At 67.7% G+C, this 19,055-nt stretch carries 17 protein-coding genes and 1 pseudogene; 11 read left to right on the forward strand and 7 right to left on the reverse strand.

What is annotated here, in order from left to right; all coding sequences use genetic code 11:
* Positions 1-142 precede the first annotated feature (142 nt).
* The gene (locus OMP39_RS05770) at positions 143-1,393 is read right to left on the reverse strand and encodes an MFS transporter (RefSeq protein ID WP_264893890.1); all 1,251 of its coding nucleotides are present in this window, start codon (positions 1,391-1,393) and stop codon (positions 143-145) included.
* 130 nt (positions 1,394-1,523) lie between these two features.
* Between OMP39_RS05770 and ettA the strand changes: the two genes are divergently transcribed.
* From ettA to ntrC, 9 genes are all read left to right on the forward strand, one after another.
* Positions 1,524-3,191: an energy-dependent translational throttle protein EttA gene (ettA, locus tag OMP39_RS05775; RefSeq protein ID WP_264893891.1), complete on the forward strand. Its 1,668-nt coding sequence runs from the start codon at positions 1,524-1,526 to the stop codon at positions 3,189-3,191.
* 242 nt (positions 3,192-3,433) lie between these two features.
* Positions 3,434-5,083: an ATP-binding protein gene (locus OMP39_RS05780; protein ID WP_264893892.1), complete on the forward strand. Its 1,650-nt coding sequence runs from the start codon at positions 3,434-3,436 to the stop codon at positions 5,081-5,083.
* A gap of 46 nt (positions 5,084-5,129) precedes the next feature.
* Entirely contained in the window at positions 5,130-5,702 is a 573-nt protein-coding gene (locus OMP39_RS05785; protein WP_264893893.1) for a DUF1415 domain-containing protein, read from the forward strand.
* 13 nt (positions 5,703-5,715) lie between these two features.
* The gene (locus OMP39_RS05790) at positions 5,716-6,633 is read left to right on the forward strand and encodes an EI24 domain-containing protein (protein ID WP_264893894.1); all 918 of its coding nucleotides are present in this window, start codon (positions 5,716-5,718) and stop codon (positions 6,631-6,633) included.
* Positions 6,634-6,652: 19 nt separating this feature from the next.
* Positions 6,653-7,447, forward strand: a complete 795-nt coding sequence (locus OMP39_RS05795; protein WP_264893896.1) for a competence/damage-inducible protein A — start codon at positions 6,653-6,655, stop codon at positions 7,445-7,447.
* Positions 7,448-7,659: 212 nt separating this feature from the next.
* On the forward strand, positions 7,660-9,078 hold the full coding sequence (gene glnA / locus OMP39_RS05800) for a type I glutamate--ammonia ligase (protein WP_264893898.1): 1,419 nt from the start codon (positions 7,660-7,662) through the stop codon (positions 9,076-9,078).
* 202 nt (positions 9,079-9,280) lie between these two features.
* Complete coding sequence (locus tag OMP39_RS05805) at positions 9,281-9,796, forward strand: hypothetical protein (protein WP_264893900.1); 516 nt, start codon at positions 9,281-9,283, stop codon at positions 9,794-9,796.
* Positions 9,797-9,858: 62 nt separating this feature from the next.
* Positions 9,859-10,941 carry a nitrogen regulation protein NR(II) gene (gene glnL, locus OMP39_RS05810; protein WP_425340671.1) on the forward strand — a complete coding sequence of 361 codons (1,083 nt, stop codon included), beginning with the start codon at positions 9,859-9,861 and terminating at the stop codon, positions 10,939-10,941.
* Between the two features lie 55 nt (positions 10,942-10,996).
* Positions 10,997-12,436, forward strand: a complete 1,440-nt coding sequence (ntrC, locus tag OMP39_RS05815; protein ID WP_264893903.1) for a nitrogen regulation protein NR(I) — start codon at positions 10,997-10,999, stop codon at positions 12,434-12,436.
* 30 nt (positions 12,437-12,466) lie between these two features.
* Here the strand turns inward: ntrC and xth are convergent, their stop codons facing one another.
* Positions 12,467-13,246: an exodeoxyribonuclease III gene (xth, locus tag OMP39_RS05820; protein WP_264893905.1), complete on the reverse strand. Its 780-nt coding sequence runs from the start codon at positions 13,244-13,246 to the stop codon at positions 12,467-12,469.
* Positions 13,247-13,475: 229 nt separating this feature from the next.
* Between xth and OMP39_RS05825 the strand changes: the two genes are divergently transcribed.
* Positions 13,476-14,372 carry a TonB-dependent receptor plug domain-containing protein gene (locus tag OMP39_RS05825; RefSeq protein WP_264893906.1) on the forward strand — a complete coding sequence of 299 codons (897 nt, stop codon included), beginning with the start codon at positions 13,476-13,478 and terminating at the stop codon, positions 14,370-14,372.
* Positions 14,373-14,572: 200 nt separating this feature from the next.
* Here the strand turns inward: OMP39_RS05825 and OMP39_RS05830 are convergent, their stop codons facing one another.
* Positions 14,573-14,920 (reverse strand): DUF4148 domain-containing protein, encoded by a 348-nt coding sequence (locus OMP39_RS05830; protein ID WP_264893907.1) that lies wholly within the window; start codon positions 14,918-14,920, stop codon positions 14,573-14,575.
* A gap of 127 nt (positions 14,921-15,047) precedes the next feature.
* A pseudogene (locus OMP39_RS05835) lies at positions 15,048-15,806 on the reverse strand (heavy metal sensor histidine kinase); the annotation flags it as partial.
* Between the two features lie 92 nt (positions 15,807-15,898).
* On the opposite strand from OMP39_RS05835, the gene OMP39_RS05840 reads away from it, so the two are divergent.
* A protein-coding gene (locus OMP39_RS05840; RefSeq protein ID WP_264893908.1) for an IS5 family transposase occupies positions 15,899-16,709 on the forward strand; the annotation gives its coding sequence in 2 pieces (ribosomal slippage) (positions 15,899-16,239 and positions 16,238-16,709; 813 coding nt in all).
* A 6-nt stretch (positions 16,710-16,715) separates the two neighbouring features.
* Here OMP39_RS05840 and OMP39_RS05845 read toward each other — a convergent pair.
* From OMP39_RS05845 to OMP39_RS05855, 3 genes are read right to left on the reverse strand one after another with little or no spacing between them, the layout of a single operon-like run.
* Positions 16,716-17,252 (reverse strand): dihydrofolate reductase, encoded by a 537-nt coding sequence (locus OMP39_RS05845; protein ID WP_264894451.1) that lies wholly within the window; start codon positions 17,250-17,252, stop codon positions 16,716-16,718.
* A 19-nt stretch (positions 17,253-17,271) separates the two neighbouring features.
* Entirely contained in the window at positions 17,272-18,180 is a 909-nt protein-coding gene (locus OMP39_RS05850; protein ID WP_264893909.1) for a DMT family transporter, read from the reverse strand.
* Between the two features lie 18 nt (positions 18,181-18,198).
* Positions 18,199-19,011: a thymidylate synthase gene (locus OMP39_RS05855; protein WP_264893910.1), complete on the reverse strand. Its 813-nt coding sequence runs from the start codon at positions 19,009-19,011 to the stop codon at positions 18,199-18,201.
* Positions 19,012-19,055 lie beyond the last annotated feature (44 nt).

Below are 19,055 nucleotides of genomic sequence, written 5' to 3' on the forward strand. Positions count from 1 at the left end.
CCAGTCGGAAAGGCAGATGCGGTGGAAGGAAGTGTCTGAAGCGACTGCGGCGCCCCGACTGGATGGGCGCCGCGGCAGCCAGTGTACCCCAGCCGTGCCAGACGCGCTCGATGCGTCCGCCTGCGCCCGCGGCAGGGCCGCCTCAGGACGCCATCGACGAGGCGGCGCGCGGTGGCCGCGGCCGACCGAAGGGCAGTGTGGCCAGTCCCGCCACGGCGAGCGGCACGCCCAGCCAGGAGAGGTGGTCGAAGCCGATGCGCGAGCTCGCCGCTCCGCCCACCGCGGCACCCAAGGCGGTTCCGAAGTACAGCATCGACGTATTGAGCGACAAGAGCAGCGGTGCCTGCGCCGGCGCCGCGGCCGCCAGCCGCGACTGCTGCGGCGTCATCATGCCGAAGCCCGCGACACCCCAGACGACGAACACCGCGACGATGGCCGCGTAGTGGCCCTTGGTGAAGGGCACCAGGGCCATCATCGTCCCGAGGGTGGCCAACTGGAGCGCCAGCGCGCGGCGGGGGCCGAAATGGTCGTTCGCCCAGCCGCCGACCAGCGTCCCCACGACGCCCGACAGGCCGAACAGCATCAGCGTGAGCGACAACCGCTCGCGCGACATCGGCAGCAGCGCCTGCAGCACCGGCCCGATGTAGGAGAACACGCAGAAGATGGCGACGAAGTACAGCAGCGTCAGGAGCAGCGGCAGGAACACCTGGGGCCGACCCAGCAGCGCGGTGACTCCGGCGAGGTTCGCCCCCGGGGCCTCGATGTCCGCCGGCACCTTGCGCGTCACGAGCACCAGCATCGCCAGCGACAGCAGGGTGACCAGCGAAATCGGCACCCGCCAGCCGAAGCGCAGACCGAGCCATGCGCCGAGCGGAATGCCCACCACGTAGCTCAGGCTGATGCCGAGAAAGACGACCGAGAGCGCGCGCCCCCGCCGGGCGGGCTCGGTGGTCGCGATGGCGATGCCGGCGGCGATGGGGGTGAACACCGCGCCCAGCCCCATCACCACCCGGCCCGCCAGCAAGGTGGGCAGATCGGGGGCCACCGCGCAGATCGCATTGCCCACGGTGAAGATGGCGAGCGCCAGTTGGATGGCGCGCTTGCGCGGCCATCGGCCCGTGGCCACCAGCAGCAGGGGGGCGAGCAGGGCGGTCGCCAGCGCGTAGGCACTCGTGGCTTGACCGGCGGCCGCCACGCTCACGCCGAGCGACTGCGCGATGACCGAAACGATGCCCGCCACGACGAACGCGGCGGTGCCGATCACGAGGTTGACGGCGCTGAACAGGAGCAACAGGGCAGGCATCGAGCCGTCGGGCAGGTGGACCAGCGCCCACCGTAACAGGAAGCCGCGCATCCTGCACAGCAGCCCCGAAAAAGCGGGGGCCGCGGGCATGCTGCACTGGATTGCCGGGCGGCGCTTCGGCCCGGTGGGCCCGGGGCGGCGATAATCGGCGCTGTCGCGTGTGGGTGCGCCAGCTCCCACACGCTTTTGCTTTCACGCATTCAGCACTGTAGGACAGGCGATGGCTCAATACGTGTTCACGATGAACCGCGTCGGGAAGATCGTTCCCCCGAAGCGGCAGATCCTCAAGGACATCTCGCTCAGCTTCTTTCCCGGCGCCAAGATCGGCGTGCTGGGTCTCAACGGCGCGGGCAAGTCCACGCTGCTGAAGATCATGGCCGGCATCGACAAGGACATCGAGGGTGAGGCCGTGCCGATGCCGGGCATCAAGATCGGCTATCTGCCGCAAGAGCCCGAACTCAACCCCGAGCAGACCGTGCGTCAGGCCGTCGAGGAGGGCATCGGCGGCGTGCTCGCCGCCAAGAAGCGGCTCGACGAGGTCTACGCCGCCTATGCCGAGCCGGACGCCGACTTCGACAAGCTCGCGGCCGAGCAGGCCGAACTGGAGGCGATCATCGCTGCGGCCGGCAGCGAGAACACCGACTTGCAACTCGAGCTCGCGGCCGATGCGCTGCGCCTGCCGCCGTGGGACGCGCTCATCAAGAACCTCTCGGGCGGCGAGAAGCGCCGCGTGGCCCTGTGCCGGCTGCTGCTCAGCCAGCCCGACATGCTGCTGCTGGACGAGCCCACCAACCACCTCGACGCCGAATCGGTCGATTGGCTCGAGCAGTTCCTGCAGCGCTTTCCCGGCACGGTGGTGGCCGTCACGCACGACCGCTACTTCCTCGACAACGCGGCCGAGTGGATTCTCGAGCTGGACCGCGGTCACGGCATCCCGTGGAAGGGCAACTACAGCTCCTGGCTCGAGCAGAAGGAAAAGCGCCTGGAGCAGGAGCAGAAGGCCGAGGACGCCCGCATCAAGGCGATGAAGAAGGAGCTCGAGTGGGTGCGCCAGAACCCCAAGGGCCGCCAAGCCAAGAGCAAGGCGCGCCTGGCCCGCTTCGAGGAGCTGTCCGACGTCGAATACCAGAAGCGCAACGAGACCAACGAGATCTTCATTCCCGTGGCCGAGCGCCTGGGCAACGAGGTGATCGAGTTCAAGAACGTCACCAAGAGCTTCGGCGACCGGGTGCTGATCGACGACCTGAGCTTCAAGGTGCCCCCGGGCGCGATCGTCGGCATCATCGGCCCCAACGGCGCCGGCAAGTCCACGCTCTTCAAGCTCATCACCGGCAAGGAGCAGCCCGATTCCGGCGAAGTGGTGATCGGCCCGACGGTCAAGATCTCGGCCGTCGATCAGACCCGCGAGAGCCTGGAGGGCGACAAGACCGTCTGGGAGGACGTCTCCGGCGGCCTGGACAACCTGGTGGTCGGCAAGTTCGTGATGCCCTCGCGCGCCTATCTGGGCCGCTTCAACTTCAAGGGCAACGATCAGCAGAAGCTGGTCAAGAACCTCTCCGGCGGTGAGCGCGGGCGCCTGCACCTGGCCAAGATGCTGGCGACCGGCGGCAACGTGCTGCTGCTCGACGAGCCGTCGAACGACCTGGACGTCGAGACGCTGCGCGCGCTGGAGGAGGCGTTGCTGGAGTTCGCCGGCTCGGTGCTGGTGATCAGCCACGACCGCTGGTTCCTCGACCGCATCGCCACGCACATCCTGGCGGCCGAGGGCGACTCGAAGTGGTTCTTCTTCCACGGCAACTACCAGGAGTACGAGGCCGACAAGAAGAAGCGCCTGGGCGAGGAGGGCGCTCGCCCGCACCGGCTGCGCTTCAAGCCGATCACGCGCTGAGCGAGCGGGCGGCAAGGGCCTGGCGCCCGATCCTGGGGAGACTGCGGCCGGTTGTGGCGTCTTCCCATCGGTCGGCGTGCCGGCCCACCCCTCTTTGGAGGGGGGCGGACACCTGCATGGCGATGCTGGTGTTACAAGAGCCGTAACGTACCCGCCCGGCTCGCTTCGTGAACCGCTCGCCTTCTTCGCCCCCGTTCCCCGCGTCCGACCTCCCCCCTGTTCCCTACAGTTCGCTGAACGCCTTGTGGCCCGCCTTGGAGGGCGCCGAACACCTCGTGCTCGTGACCGACGCGCACGACCGGGTGGTGTGGTGCAACCGGGCCTGCACGTTCTTCGGTCGCGCGGTGCCGATGCTCGAGCAGCCGTGGAAGGCCTGGTGGGCGGGTGTCGCACACGCCTGCTTCGCCCCCGAGCAGTTGCAAGCGTTCGAGCATCGGCTACCGGTCCGCGCCGACATCGCCGTGCGGCGCGCCGACGGCTCGGCCGCCCGGCTGCGGGTGGACGCCAACCCCCTGCGTGACGACCGCGGTGCCTTTGTCGGGTACCTGTGCTTGGCGCACCCGAAGGAGGAGGCCGCCGCGACCGCCGCCACACCGCCCGTGTCGAACGACCCGCTGGCGGCCACGGGGACGGACGTGGTGGAGGCGTTGCGCGAGTACCAGGGCCAGCTCGAAGCACTGGTGCGTGAGCGCAGGGCCAAGCTCGAGGCCACGCGGCGCGAGGCCGAGCGCGCCAATCGGGCGAAGGCGCTGTTCCTCGCCCACATGAGCCACGAGATCCGCACGCCGCTCAACGGCATGTTGGGCATGACCGAGCTCGCCTTGCGCGTCGCGACCGACGACGCGCAAAGGCGTTACCTGGAACTCGCCCGCGGCTCCGGTGAACGGCTGCTCGCGATCCTCAACGACGTCCTCGACTTTGCCAACGCCGAGGCCGGCAGGCTGAAGCTCGAGGCCGCCGAGTTCGACTTGTGCGAGGTGATGACGCAGACCGCGCGCTCGGTGATGCCGGCCGCGCACGACAAGGGGCTCGAGTTCCTGTCCGACTATCGCGGCGAGCTGCGGCGGGTGGTCGGCGATGCGGCCCGCATCCGGCAGATCGCCGGCAACCTGTTGTCGAATGCCGTCAAGTTCACGGCGCGCGGCCACGTCAGGCTCGTGACGGAGGTGAACTCCCTCGACGAGGGACGGTGTCTCGCGGTCATCGAAGTCGCGGATACCGGCATGGGCATGGACGAGGCGACTGCGCAGCGCGTCTTCAAACCCTTCGAGCAGGGCGATTCGTCCATCTCGCGCGCCGCGGGCGGCGCCGGACTGGGGCTGTCGATCGTGCGTTGCCTGGCCGAGGCGATGGGCGGGCGGGTGGGCGTGCAAAGCAAGCCTGGCGAGGGCTGCACGTTCCGGGTGGTCTTGCCGTTGTCGATACCCGCGTCCGACGAGGAGAGGCCCGCTCCCGCTCCATCGTCGGACATCGCCGAAGGGCGCCGCGTGCTGGTCGTGGAGGACAACGCGGTCAACCAGTTGCTGGCAGCCGAGATGCTGGGCCTGTTCGGGCTGGAGGTGACCGTCGCCTCGGGCGGCGAGGAGGCCATCGCCTCGTGCCTGCAAGCTCCGCCCGATCTGGTGTTGATGGACGTGCAGATGCCCGGTGTGGATGGTCTCGAGACGACACGCCGGCTGCGGGCGCTCCAGCGTGAAGGGCGGCTGCCCGGCTTCCCTATCATCGCCGCCACCGCTCATGCGAGCGAGGCCGACCGCACCGCATGCTTGGCCGCCGGCATGGACGGCTACCTGGCCAAGCCGCTCGACTCGCGCGGTTTGCGATCGGAGATCGCCCGCGTGTGGCACGGGGCGCTTGCCGGCGACGGCGAAGCCACCAGCACGCGCGACTGAACCCCGCGGCCACGGGGTTGAGGCACACGGCCTACACTGTCGGCCCATGAATGCGACATCCCATGCCGCCGCCGACGAGCGCCGCGTGATCGAGCAGACGCGCCACTGGGTGGAGCGGGCCGTGATCGGCCTGAACCTCTGCCCGTTCGCGAAGGCAGCGCAGGTCCGGGGCCTGATCCGCTATGCCGTGAGCGATGCGAGGACCGAGGAAGCGCTGCAGGACGATCTGATCCGGGAACTGCAGCGTCTGGCCGCGGCCGATCCCAGCGAGGTCGAGACGACCCTGCTCGTGCACCCGCACGTGTTGCAGGACTTCCTCGCGTTCAACGACTTCCTCGACGTGGCCGACGAGGCCGTGCGCTCGCTGGGGCTCGAAGGGGTCCTGCAGGTGGCGAGTTTCCACCCGGACTACCGGTTCGCGGGCACTCGGGCCGACGACATCGAGAACTGGACCAACCGCTCGCCGTACCCGACCTTGCACCTTCTGCGCGAGGACAGCATCGCCCGCGCGGTCGAATCGATGCCCGACACGGACGCGATTTACCGCGTCAACATCCAGACGCTGCGGCGCCTCGGTCACGAGGGCTGGGCCAGATGGATGGACGGCGACGCGCAGTGAGAGGGCGCCGGCGATGAGTCTGCTGCTCGATGCGTTCTGGCGCGCGGTCGCGTACTGTCTGCACCCTCGCGTCATGATCCTCTCGCTGCTTCCCCTGGTGGGCATCGCGGCGCTCACCTTCGTCCTGGGGTGGTTCTTCTGGGAGCCGGCCGTCGATGCGGTGCGCCTGCAGCTGGAGCAGTGGGCTCTGGTCGAGGCCGCATTGGGCTGGCTGGAGTCCATCGGCGCCCACGGGCTGCGCGGCGTGCTCGCGCCGCTCATCGTCGTCGTGCTGGCCGTCCCGCTCATCGTCATCGCCTCGCTGCTCGCGGTGGGGCTCTTCATGACGCCGTGGCTGGTGCGGCTGGTGGCGGCGCGGCGGTTCCCGGCCTTGGAGCGGCGCCAGGGCGAATCGTGGTGGCGCAGCGTGGCCTGGGCGCTGGCTTCGACGGTCGTCGCGCTATTGGCCTTGGTCGTGAGCGTGCCCTTGTGGCTCATTCCGCCGCTCGTCTTCGTGCTGCCGCCGCTGATCTGGGGGTGGCTCACCTACCGCGTGATGAGCTTCGATGCCTTGGCAGAACACGCGACGCGCGAGGAGCGCCTGCGGCTCACGCACGAGCACCGCTGGCAGCTGTGGGCCATGGGCGTGTTGAGCGGCTATGCGGGGGCGGCTCCCTCGCTGGTGTGGGCCTTCGGCGCGGTGAGCTTCATCTTTGCGCCCCTGTTGATCGTGGCCTCGGTGTGGATCTACACGGTGGTGTTTGCGTTCTCGTCGTTGTGGTTCGTGCACTACTGCCTGGCCGCGCTGCAACTCCAGCGGGCGCGGGAGGCAGTGCCCGTCGCGCAGGGCCCCGACGACGACGCCGGCGGCGGGGCGAGTGGCACCGCCGTCGGCGGCATCGAACACAGGGGGGCAGCGCCGGCTCTGCCGCCTTCGGCCTCGAATCCCTGATTCTCGAAAGGAACCCGCTGTGCAGTTCGGCCTTGTGATCGTGGGCGACGAGATCCTCTCCGGCAAGCGCGAAGACAAGCACCTGCCGAAGGTGATCGAGCTCTTGCGTGCTCGCGGCCTTGCGCTCGCGTGGGCCCGGTACGTGGGCGACGATCCGGCGCGGCTCGAAGCGGCGCTGCGCGACGCCTTCGCCAGCGGCGACGTGGTGTTCTCCTGCGGCGGCATCGGGGCCACGCCCGACGATCACACGCGTCAGTGCGCCGCGCGCGCCCTGGGCGTGGAGCTGCGACTGCATCCCGAGGCCCGCCGCCTCATCCTCGAGCGCATGGCCGATGTCGCGCGCGAGCAGGGGCTGCCGTTCGAGCCGGATCGACCCGACAACGTGCGCCGGCTGAACATGGGTGTCTTCCCGGCCGGGGCCGAGATCATCCCCAACCCCTACAACAAGATCCCGGGGTTCTCGGTCGGGCATGTCCACTTCGTTCCCGGCTTCCCGGTGATGGCCTGGCCGATGATCGAATGGGTGATCGACACCCGGTACGCCCACCTGGCGCCTCACGCGCGCCGCGTCGAGCGCTCGGTGGTCGTCTTCGGCGCGATGGAGGCGACGCTCACCCCTTTGATGGAGGAACTCGAGCGGCGGCACGGCGCCATCAAAGTCTTCTCGCTGCCCAGCGTGGACCACCCGGTGCACGGCCGGCACATCGAACTGGGCGTCAAGGGCGAGCCGGCAGCGGTCGAGGAGGCCTACACCGACTTGCTGCGCGGCCTTCGTGAGCAAGGCGTGCGGCTGGGCCCCGAGTTGGTGCGCTGAGTTGCACCGTTTATGTGCGTCCCGGTGTCCAGTTTGGGGCGCGCGCGGGGCGGAAGCCGGGCCGGCGCGGTGATCTGCCGCTGGTCCTTGCATCAAAGCGGGGCGCCAGCGCGAGCGATCGCTGGCATGGGTTCTGCTAAATTGCCCTCCACTTGCCGGCCGGGTACCCCGGCCGACTCTCATTCCTCTCAAACGTCCCCTAGGAGCATCTGATGACCAACAAGACGGTCGCCGACGTGATGAAGATGGTGAAGGAGAACGAAGTCAAGTTCGTGGACTTCCGGTTCACCGACACCCGTGGCAAGGAGCATCACGTCACCGTGCCCATCTCCGCGTTCGACGAAGACAAGTTCACGTCGGGCCACGCATTCGATGGCTCCTCGATCGCCGGCTGGAAGGGCATCGAGGCCTCGGACATGCTTCTGATGCCGGACCCCAACACCGCCAACATCGACCCGTTCTTCGAAGAGCCGACGCTGTTCCTGACCTGCGACGTGATCGAGCCGGGTGACGGCAAGCCCTACGAGCGCGATCCCCGCTCGCTGGCCAAGCGGGCCGAGGCGTACCTCAAGTCGTCCGGCATCGGCGACGTGGCCTACTTCGGGCCGGAGCCCGAGTTCTTCATCTTCGACAGCATCCGCTGGAACGTGGACATGTCCGGCTGCTTCGTGAAGATCGAGTCCGAGGAAGCGGCCTGGAACACCGGCAAGGAGTACGAGCACGGCAACACCGGCTACCGTCCCACGGTCAAGGGCGGCTACTTCCCGGTGCCCCCGGTCGATTCCGGGCAGGATCTGCGTTCCGAGATGTGCCTGATCCTCGAGTCGCTGGGCATTCCCGTCGAGGTGCACCACCACGAGGTGGCCAACGCCGGCCAGATGGAGATCGGCACCAAGTTCTCCACGCTGGTCCAGCGCGCCGACTGGCTGCAACTGCAGAAGTACGTGATCCAGAACGTCGCCCACGCCTACGGCAAGACGGCGACCTTCATGCCCAAGCCCATCGTGGGCGACAACGGCTCGGGCATGCACGTGCACCAGTCCGTCTGGAAGGACGGCAAGAACCTGTTCGCCGGTGACGGCTACGGCGGCCTGTCGGAGTTCGCGCTCTACTACATCGGCGGCATCATCAAGCACGCCCGCGCCCTCAACGCGATCACCAACCCCACGACCAACAGCTACAAGCGGCTGGTGCCCGGCTTCGAGGCCCCGGTGAAGCTGGCCTATTCGGCCAAGAACCGCTCGGCGTCGATCCGCATTCCGTACGTGGCCAATCCGAAGGGCCGCCGCATCGAGGCCCGCTTCCCGGACCCGATGGCCAACCCCTACCTGTGCTTCGCCGCGTTGCTGATGGCGGGCCTGGACGGCGTCGAGAACAAGATCCACCCGGGCGAGGCCGCGACCAAGGACCTCTACCACCTGCCGCCCGAAGAGGACGCGAAGATCCCGACCGTCTGCCACAGCCTGGACCAGGCGTTGGAGCACCTCGACAAGGACCGCGCCTTCCTGACCAAGGGTGGCGTGTTCACCGATGCCTACATCGACGCCTACATCGAACTCAAAATGCAGGAGGTGACCCGCTTCCGCATGACCACCCACCCGGTCGAGTTCGACATGTACTACAGCCTGTGATCTTCACGGGCGGCCCTGCCGCCCGGCGATCGCCTCGAGGGACGGCCCGGTGCCGTCCCTTTTTCGTTGTGCAAACGCCTGCGGTGTGCGGGATTTGGTCAAAATCCAGGATTGCTCGATACTTTGCCGCCTTTCCCGCCGAACCGGTGGCTGCCGTTGCGGTCCAATCTGCGGGTACGACCATTCCACGGGATCATCGACCATGCGTTGCCTTGCCGTTTCTGCCGCTGCTGTCGCCCTCGCCACGGCCGCGGGCGCTGCGCTGGCCCAGGGGCAGGTGTACCGCTGCCCGGGCAACCACTTCACCAACGCCCTCACGCCGAAGGAGGCCGAGTCGCGCGGCTGCCGCCCGGTCGAGGGCGGCAACGTGACGGTGGTGCAGTCTCGTGCTCCCAATGCCGGCGCCAGTGCACCTGCGAAGGCGCCGGCGGCTGCCGCGCCCCGTCCGGCGGACTCCAAGGTGAGCCCCGGAGTGCAGCAGGAGCGCGACAACGAGGCGCGCCGCATCCTGGAGGCCGAGCTGCGCAAGGAGGAAGAGCAGCTTGCCGCTCTGAAGAAGGAATACAACAATGGCGAGCCCGAGCGCCGCGGCGACGAGCGCAACTACCAGAAGTACCTCGACCGCGTCTCGGAGTTGAAGGCCGGCATCGCTCGCAAGGAAAGCGACATCGCCGCGATCAAGCGCGAGCTGGCGAAGCTGCCGCCGCCTTCCAACTGAGGAGCGCGCCCGAGCCCGGGCGGCGACCGCGTGCCTCGATGACACCGCGCGATCCCGTGACGATGCCTGCGCCGCAGGGCCCCACCCCCGAGGCGTATGCGGCATTCGATCTGCTGCCCACGATGGTGGCGCTGGTGCATATCGACGGTCGCCCCGTCTTCGTCAATGCGGCATTCGAGACGGTGCTGGGCCTGTCGCGCCGCAGCGTGCTGCGCGGCTCGCTCTTCGAGTGGTTCATCGAGCCCGAGGTGATCCGCGACACCGTCGCGGCCGTCGCACGCAACGAGTTCGCCATCAGCCGATTCGAGGGGCAGCTGCGGCGTCCTCCGGGGGCACCGGGCGAGCCGCTGCCGGCGCACGTGGTCGTGACGCAGACCGACATGCCCGATGTGGTGCTGGTCGAGTTGCTCGAGATCGAGCAGCAGACGCGGCAGGACCGCGAAGAGCGCGCGCTCGACCAGGCGCAGGCGACCAAGGAGCTCCTCCGCAACCTGGCGCACGAGATCAAGAACCCATTGGGCGGCATCCGCGGCGCGGCCCAGTTGCTCCAGATGGAGCTCGAGTCGAAGGAGCTGACGGAGTACACGCAGGTCATCATCCACGAGGCCGATCGCCTCCAGGCGCTGGTGGACCGCCTGCTTGCGCCGCACCGCAAGCCGCACCTCGTCGGCGACGTGAACATCCACGAGGTGTGCGAACGGGTGCGCTCGCTCATCCTCGCCGAGTTTCCCCGGGGCCTCAAGGTGGTGCGCGACTACGACGCGTCGATTCCCGAGTTCCGGGGCGACCGCGAGCAGCTCATCCAAGCCGTCCTCAACATCGCCCGCAACGCTGCCGAGGCGCTCGCCGAACGCATCGCCGCGGGCGATGCCTGCATCCGGTTCAAGACGCGCGTGGCCCGGCAGGTGACGATCGGGAAACAGCGTTATCGTTTGGCATTGGAATTGCATATTTCCGACAACGGGCCGGGCATCCCCGAGTCGATCCGGGATCGCATCTTCTATCCCTTGGTGTCGGGACGAGAGGGCGGGTCGGGCTTGGGATTGACGTTGGCGCAGACCTTCGTGCAGCAGCACATGGGCACGATCGAATGCGAGAGCGTTCCGGGCAACACGGAGTTCAAGATCCTGATCCCGTTGCCGTGACGCCTCGAGCGCCGCGGCAAAGGGCCGAGGACTTGGGGCAGACGACAGGCGGCGCATGAAACCCATCTGGATCGTTGACGACGATCACTCGATTCGCTTCGTACTGGAGAAGGCGCTGGCGCGCGAGGGCCTGGCGGTGCGCAGCTTCGCGCACCCGCAGGAGGTTCTGGCCGCGCTGGAAACCGACGAGCCCCAGGTGCTCGTCTCCGACATCCGCATGCCCGGGGGATCGGGCATCGACTTGCTGGCCCAGGTGAAGGAGCGTCACCCGGGCCTGCCCGTGATCATCATGACCGCCTACTCGGACCTCGACAGCGCGGTCTCGGCCTTCCGGAGCGGCGCGTTCGAGTACTTGCCCAAGCCGTTCGACCTGACCAAGGCGGTCGAGCTGATCCGCCGCGCCGTGGACGAGAGCCTGCGCGAGGCCGTTCGCGACGAGCGCATGTCCCAGGTGCCCGAGATGCTCGGGCAGGCACCGGCGATGCAAGACGTCTTTCGCGCGATCGGACGACTCTCGCAGAGCAACGTCACCGTGCTCATCACCGGTGAGTCGGGTTCGGGCAAGGAACTCGTCGCGCGTGCGCTGCACCGTCACAGCCCGCGCGCCAGCGGCCCCTTCGTGGCCATCAACACCGCCGCCATCCCCAAGGACCTGCTGGAGTCCGAACTCTTCGGCCACGAGCGCGGAGCCTTCACCGGTGCGCAGACGATGCGACGCGGGCGCTTCGAGCAGGCCGACGGCGGGACGCTCTTTCTCGACGAGATCGGCGACATGCCGCTGGATCTGCAGACCCGACTGCTGCGCGTGCTCTCGGACGGCCAGTTCTACCGCGTGGGGGGGCACCAGCCGCTGCGAAGCAACGTGCGCGTCATCGCGGCCACGCACCAGAATCTCGAGGAGCGCGTCAAGCAGGGCGTCTTTCGCGAGGACCTGTTCCATCGGCTCAACGTGATCCGCTTGCGGCTGCCGCCGCTGCGGGAGCGGCGCGAGGACATCCCGGCGCTGGCCCGCTACTTCCTCCAGAAGAGCGCCAAGGAGCTGGGCGTGGAGCCGAAGCGCATCTCCGATGCGGCCATGGAGCGCCTCGTGGCCTTCGACTACCCCGGCAACGTGCGACAACTGGAGAACGTGTGCCACTGGCTCACAGTGATGGCGCCAGCGCAGCTGATCGAGGACAAGGACCTGCCGCCCGAGCTGCTGGGGGAGGCCACCGTCTCGCCCAAGCCCGCGGTGAGCGTGGAGCCGGCGGTGCCCGAGCGCGAGGCGCCGCCCGGCGAGCGCTCCTGGCTGGACGACCTGGAGCGCGAAACGCGCGAACGGCTGCTGGCGGGCGAGGCGCAGGTGTGGGACGCGCTGACGCGCCGCTTCGAGGCTCAGCTCATCCGCACCGCGCTCGACATCACCCACGGGCGCCGCATCGAGGCGGCACAGAAGCTCGGCATCGGCCGCAACACCATCACTCGCAAGATCCAGGAACTCGGCCTGGAGGACTGAGGCGGACGAGTGCCGCGCCTCGCGGGAGGGTCAACCGAGCGCCGCGTCTGCAAGCGTGAGCACGACTGGCGCGTGGTCGCTCGGACGCTCGTTCTTGCGCGGGGCCTTGTCGATCCCGCACGCCTCGACGGCAGGCCGCAAGGCGTCGCTCACGAGGATGTGGTCGATGCGCAGCCCCTGGTTCTTGCGGAAGGCGAGGTTGCGGTAGTCCCACCACGACCAGCTCTTGGGCGGCTGCTCGAACAGCCGGAAGGCGTCGTGCAGGCCGAGCGCGAGGAGTTCGCGGAAGTGATGCCGCTCTTCGTCGGTGCAATGGATCTGGCCTGTCCACGCGACGGGGTCGTACACGTCGCGGTCCTCCGGGGCGATGTTGAAGTCGCCCATCAGCACGAGCTTCGGATGCCGCGCGAGCTCCTCGCGCACCCAGTCGCGCAGCGCGCGCATCCACTGCAGCTTGTACTCGAACTTGTCGGTGCCCGGCGCCTGTCCGTTGGGGAAGTACGCGCCGATGACGCGCAGCCCCCGCACAGAGCCGGCGATCACGCGCGCCTGCTCGTCGGCAAAGCCGAAGATGTTCTTCACGACGTCGTCCACCGGCTCCCGGCTGAGCAGGGCGACGCCGTTGTAGGTGCGCTGGCCGAACCAGCAGGCGTGGTAGCCGGCATCTCGCAGGGCCTGGTGCGGGAACTTCTCGTCCGTGAGCTTGGTTTCCTGGAGCGCGACGACGTCGGGCTGATGCTGGGCCAGCCAGTCCATCAGCTGAGGCAGGCGCACGGCGAGGGAGTTGACGTTCCAGGTGGCGAGTTTCATGGGCCGGTTTCGGACGACAGGAGGCGGGCCCGGCGGCGCCCTTCGTGCGCGCCGAGTCCGGGGCAAAGAGGGCATTTTGCCTGCCGCGGGCGACGTGGGGTCATCGGCCGGGGCCGCGCGCCCCTCGGATAGCATCGCCTGCGTGAAGAGGCCCGTCTCGATCCCGGCAGTCGTTGGCGGAGTGCGCGCTGCGTCGGCTCTTTCGCCGGCTCGTTCACGGCGCTGCCTCGTGCTGGGCCTTGCGGCCCTGGCCGCTGCCGGGGCTCCTTTGCAAGCGGATGCTGAGGGTGACGAACTGCCCACCGTGGTGGTCCGTGGCGGCGGTGCTGAAGCAGATGGGTTCCAGCTTCCTCATGCCTACGGCCGCGTGAATGCCGAGGAGCTGCGCGAGGCCGGGCCGATGGTGAGCCTCTCCGAGGCACTCGTGCGCGTGCCCGGCCTGGTCGTCTCCAACCGGCACAACTACGCGCAGGATCTGCAGATGTCGTCCCGCGGTTTCGGCGCGCGCGCGGGCTTCGGCGTGCGCGGGATGCGGCTCTATGCGGACGGCATCTCCGCCCACATGCCCGACGGCCAGGGGCAGGTGGGGCATTTCGACCTCGCCTCCGCCGAGACCGTGGAGGTGCTGCGCGGGCCGTTCTCCGTCTTGTATGGGCCGAACTCCGGGGGGGTGGTCGCGGTGCATACCGCCCCCGTGCAGCAGCCGCAGGCGGAAGGCGGGCTCGACGCCGGTCGCTTCGGCGCGCGGCAAGTGCGGGCGGGCATGGGTGTGCGGCTCGGGGCGGAGGCCGGTGGCGCCCGGAGCGAGGGCCGGCCCGGATGGCAGGCCCGCCCCGCGTGGCTGCGTGCGTCGGTGTCGCGGTTCGAGATCGACGGTTTTCGCCCGCATGCCGCGGCGCAGCGCGACTTGCTCCAGGCCCGGCTCGGGTGGGGCTGCTGCGTGCCATCGCCCGGCGGGGCATTGCTCCAGCCTTTTTGCGCTCGCTTTGGCTGCTGTCAGCGCTCGCAGCGTCGGCGAGTCGACTCGCTACTCTTGCACGTCCGGCGCTTCTCGTCGGTGCCGCGAGATGAATTTTGCAGGGCCGACTCTTTCACTGAAATCCAGGGCGTTGCACTTCGTATTTGAGTCCGCCCACCGTGTGCGAATGCACGTTGTGATTCTGCAAGCCCGAGACTGACGGGAAGATGTTTCAAAAATTACATTTCTGTCAGGTAATTTTTGGGGCGTGACCTATCAGGCTGCTGAAATCCCGAGGTTAGCCAGGCCGACGCGCGATCCCACAGAATGGATTCAACGTGCTCTGCTGGAGCCCCAATTGGGGGCTATCAACCCGGGGAGTAGAGACGCAGACGCTCGGAGCGTTCGGCAGGTGACTCGTTCAGCATTTCGTTGATCACTTGCTGACGAGTTTTCCCTGGGCCCACATTAGGCACAGGCATTGGGTAGTTGCTCTCACCATAAGAAAGGCGGCCTTGCCGCATCGCAGCCTCGGTCTCCGCCTTGACTTGGGCGCGGGTTTTCTCGCTCTTGAAGTGTTCCGGGTGAACGATTACGCCCTTTTCATTGTTGGCAGGATGCTCGTAGGCTGCCGAAGCCATCCCTGGAAGGCCCAGAGCAACCACTGCGGTTGCGGCTGCGATCATGGAAGAAAGGGAGAGGCGTTGTTGGATCATGGTTGAAGCTCCTAAGGAAGAAGGTGGACGAAACTTGCATCTCTCATGCCTTGGTCGGCGTTGAGGAGATGTGTTCATCTTAGGGAGCGCACCCCAACAGAATCTGGACAGCCAGATGACATTGTTGTCAGCTTGATGGCTGTGAGCCACGGTGAGGAAACATCAAGGTGAAGCAGGTTCGCCCGTCGCCCGACGTCGCCGTGACGCTACCGCCGTGGGCCTCAGCGATGGCACGTGTGATGGCCAGGCCCAGCCCGGAGCCATCGGAGTCCGGATGGGCCCTGGAAGCATCGGCTCGGTAGAAGCGGTCGAACAGCCGGGGCAGGATCTTGGCATCGATGTCGGTTCCAGTGTTCTCCACGGCCACTGTCGTGGTTTGTGCCGTGCTGGTGATACGGATGGTGATGTCGCCGGCCTCGGGCGTGTAACGCAGGGCATTGGACAGCAGGTTGCTCACCGCACGGCGGAACATCAGGCGATCGCCTTCGACCTCGCCGTCTCCTTTCAACTGGAGCCGGATGCGTTTTTCCTCGGCCACGGCCTCGTAGAACTCCAGCAGCGCCAGCGCGTCCTGGCGGGCGGAAAACCGCTCCTTGTGCGGCAGATCCACGCCGCGCTCGGTCTTGGCTAGGAACAGCATGTCGGACATCATGCGTGCCAAACGCTGAAATTCCTCGGCATTGGAGGCCAGGATGTCGCGGTACGTCGCGGCATCGCGCTTGGTCGTCAGCGCCACCTGCGTCTGCGTCAGCAGGTTGCTGATGGGGGTGCGCAGCTCGTGCGCGAGGTCCGACGCGAAATCGGTAAGGCGCTGGAAGTCCTCCTGCAGGCGGTCCAGCATGCGGTTCAGCTCTTGCGCCAGATCGGCCATTTCCACCGGCACGGCCCAGAATCTCCACATCATGAGATCAAAGATTCTTTTAGAGTGGCTAACAAAACGCTGTCATCGCGCGGGTCGGCTGAGCCGTTTGACGCACCATGGGACAAAGCAAGAACAAGCAGATCAGCGCGGCGCTATGGAAGAAGATCAAGCCGCTGCTGCCGCAGGTCAAGCCTTCGCCGAAGGGCGGCCGGCCTCGACTTGACGACGAACTGGCACTCAACGGCATCCTGTTCGTGCTGCGCACTGGCATTCCTTGGGAAGATCTACCCCAGGAACTGGGCTTCGGCAGCGGCATGACGTGCTGGCGCAGGCTGCGTGAGTGGCAAAAAGCCGGTGTATGGCACCGCCTGCACATGCTGTTGCTGGCCGACCTTCGCGGCGCGGGCCGCCTGGACTTCAGCCGCGTCAGCCTGGATGGGGCCAGCGTCCCCAGCCCCCGGGGGGCGGCACACGGGGCCCAATCCCACCGACCGCGGCAAACTCGGCAGCAAGCGCCACCTCGTCACGGATCGCAAAGGCATCCCGCTGATGTTCTGTGTCACCGGCGCCAACCGGCACGACTCGGTGGTGTTCGAGGACCTTGTCGATGCGATGCCGGCAGTGGCTGGCCGGCGTGGTCGCCCGCGTGCGCGTCCCGACAAGCTGCATGCCGACAAAGGGTACGACTTCCCACGCTGCCGGCAGCACCTGCACCAACGTGGCATCAAAGTCCGCATCGCTCGCAAGGGCCGCGAGAGCAAAGACCGGCTCGGCCGCTATCGCTGGGTGGTCGAACGCACTCATGCCTGGATCGCCTCCTTCGGCAAGCTTCGTATCCGCTTCGAGCGCAGCATCGATACCCATCTGGCTCTGCTGTCCCTGGCCTGTTGCGTCATCTGCCTGCGTAGCCTCGCACCGTTTTGTTAGCCGCTCTTACTCTTCGGCCGGCTCGGCACCCGCCGCGCGCAGCGCACCAGGGTGGACCGGCACCTTGCGGCGGTAGGTGACGAAGTGGTAGTCCCACCCGGCAGGGGAGCGGTGCGTCTCGCGCGACACCTCGGTGAAGTCGTCTCGGTTCCAGGCCGGGAAGTAGGTGTCGCCCTCGAAGTCGTGGTCGATCTCGGTGAGGACCAGTTCGTCCACGAGCGGTAGCGCCTGCTCGAACACCTGCGAGCCACCGATGATGTACACCTTGGTGGCGTGCTTGAGCAACTCCAGCGCGGCGGCCAGCGAGGGCGCTTCTTCCACGCCGGGCGCCGTCCAGTGTGGGTCGCGGGTGATGACGACATTGCGGCGGCCGGGCAGCGGCTTGCCGATGGAGTCGAAGGTCTTGCGCCCCATGAGCACCGGGCAGCCGAGCGTGGTGCGCTTGAAGTGCTGCAGGTCCTCCGGCAGGTGCCAGGGAAGCCCGTTGGCGTGGCCGATCACGCCGTTGCGCGCCACGGCGGCGATGATGCTGAGCTGGGGCAGGTCGGGCAGGGTCATGGTGCTATTGTGCTGCGCCGCGCGCCGACGTGCTGCCTGCGCGTGTGCGGCGGGGTAACAGCGCGCTGGCGATGGCAGCCATGATGAGCACCGCGGCGGCCCAGTCCTGCCAGTGGGGCACCTCGCCCACGATGAAGGTGGCCGAGGCAGTGCCCACCAGCGGCACCGCCATGATGGAAAAGGCGCTGGCCGAGGGCGGCAGTTGCCGCGCCATGCCGAACCAGATGATCTGCGCAAAGCCGTAGTTGATCGTCGCGCCCCAGACGAGCGACCACCACATGGGCGCGCTGAACTGCCAGGCGGGCCAGGGCTCGACCGCAGCCGCGATGGACCAGAACGTCACCGAGCCGAGCAGCATCATCCATACGGTGAGCGCCTCGGTGGGCAGCGGCGAGGTGGTGCGGCGCATCAGGACCGTGCCCAGTGCCCAGCTGAAGGCGGCGATCTGCATCCAGACGATGCCGAGCGGACGGCCCGCCAGGGCGGAAAGCTCCTCCATCACGAGCAGACCCACGGCCCCGGCGGCGCAGATGACGCTCACCAGCATGCGGCGCGACAGGCGTTCGCCGAAGAGCGCGACCGTGATGAGCACCGTCCAGATCGGCATCGTGAAGCCGAGGATCGCTGCCCGGCCGGAGGCCAGCTCGCGCACGCCGAGGATGGAGAAGAGATGCCAGCCGAGGATGTTGGGCAGGGCCAGCGCCGCGACCTGGCCGGCCTGCCTCAGACCCAGGCGCATCGGCACTCCGCGCGCCGCATAGAAGGAAAACAGCATCAGCGCGCCGCCCGTCATCGTCACCGCCCGGAAGTACAGCGGCGTGAGCTCACGCAGCGAGAACTTCATCATCGGCCAGTTGAGTCCCCACATCAGCGTGAGGAACACCAGTGCGCCGAGCTGTCGCCCCGTCAGCATGGCACCGAGCCTCGCGGGCTACACCGCCACGGGCGCCTTGATGGCCGGGTGGTGCTGGTAGTCGATGAACTCGAAGTCGTCGAACTCGTACTCGAACAGCGACGACGGCCGACGCTTGATGCGCAGTTCCGGGTAGGGGTGGGGCGTGCGCGAGAGTTGCAGTCGGACCTGCTCCACGTGGTTGTTGTAGATGTGGCAGTCCCCGCCGGTCCAGATGAAGTCGCCCACGCCCAGGTCGCACTGCTGCGCGACCATGTGAGTCAGCAGCGCGTAGCTCGCGATGTTGAACGGCACGCCGAGGAAGATGTCGGCGCTGCGCTGGTAGAGCTGGCACGAGAGCTTGCCGTCGGCCACGTAGAACTGGAAGAGGGCATGGCACGGCGCGAGCGCCATCTTGGGCAGGTCGGCGACGTTCCAGGCGCTCACGATGATGCGGCGCGAGTCGGGGTTGCTCTTGAGCGTGCGCAGCACCTCGGCGATCTGGTCGATGTGGCCGCCGTCGGGTTTGGGCCACGAGCGCCATTGCACGCCGTAGATGGGTCCGAGGTCGCCGTCTTCGCGCGCCCACTCGTCCCAGATCGTCACGCCACGCTCCTGCAGCCACTTCACGTTGCTGTCGCCGCGCAGGAACCACAGCAGCTCGTAGATGATGGACTTGACGTGCAGCTTCTTGGTGGTGACCAGCGGGAATCCCTCCGACAGGTCGAAGCGCATCTGGTAGCCGAACACGCTGCGGGTGCCGGTGCCGGTGCGATCGGTCTTCGGCGTGCCGTGCTCGAAGACGTGGCGCATGAAGTCTTCGTACTGGGAGCGGATGGGGCGTGAAGTCATGGCTGGAGCAGGGCGGCCGGCGAGGGGCAGGGCTGGCCTTCCTG

Origin of the sequence: Schlegelella aquatica (assembly GCF_026013905.1) — a bacterium.
GTDB lineage: Bacteria > Pseudomonadota > Gammaproteobacteria > Burkholderiales > Burkholderiaceae_C > Caldimonas > Caldimonas aquatica.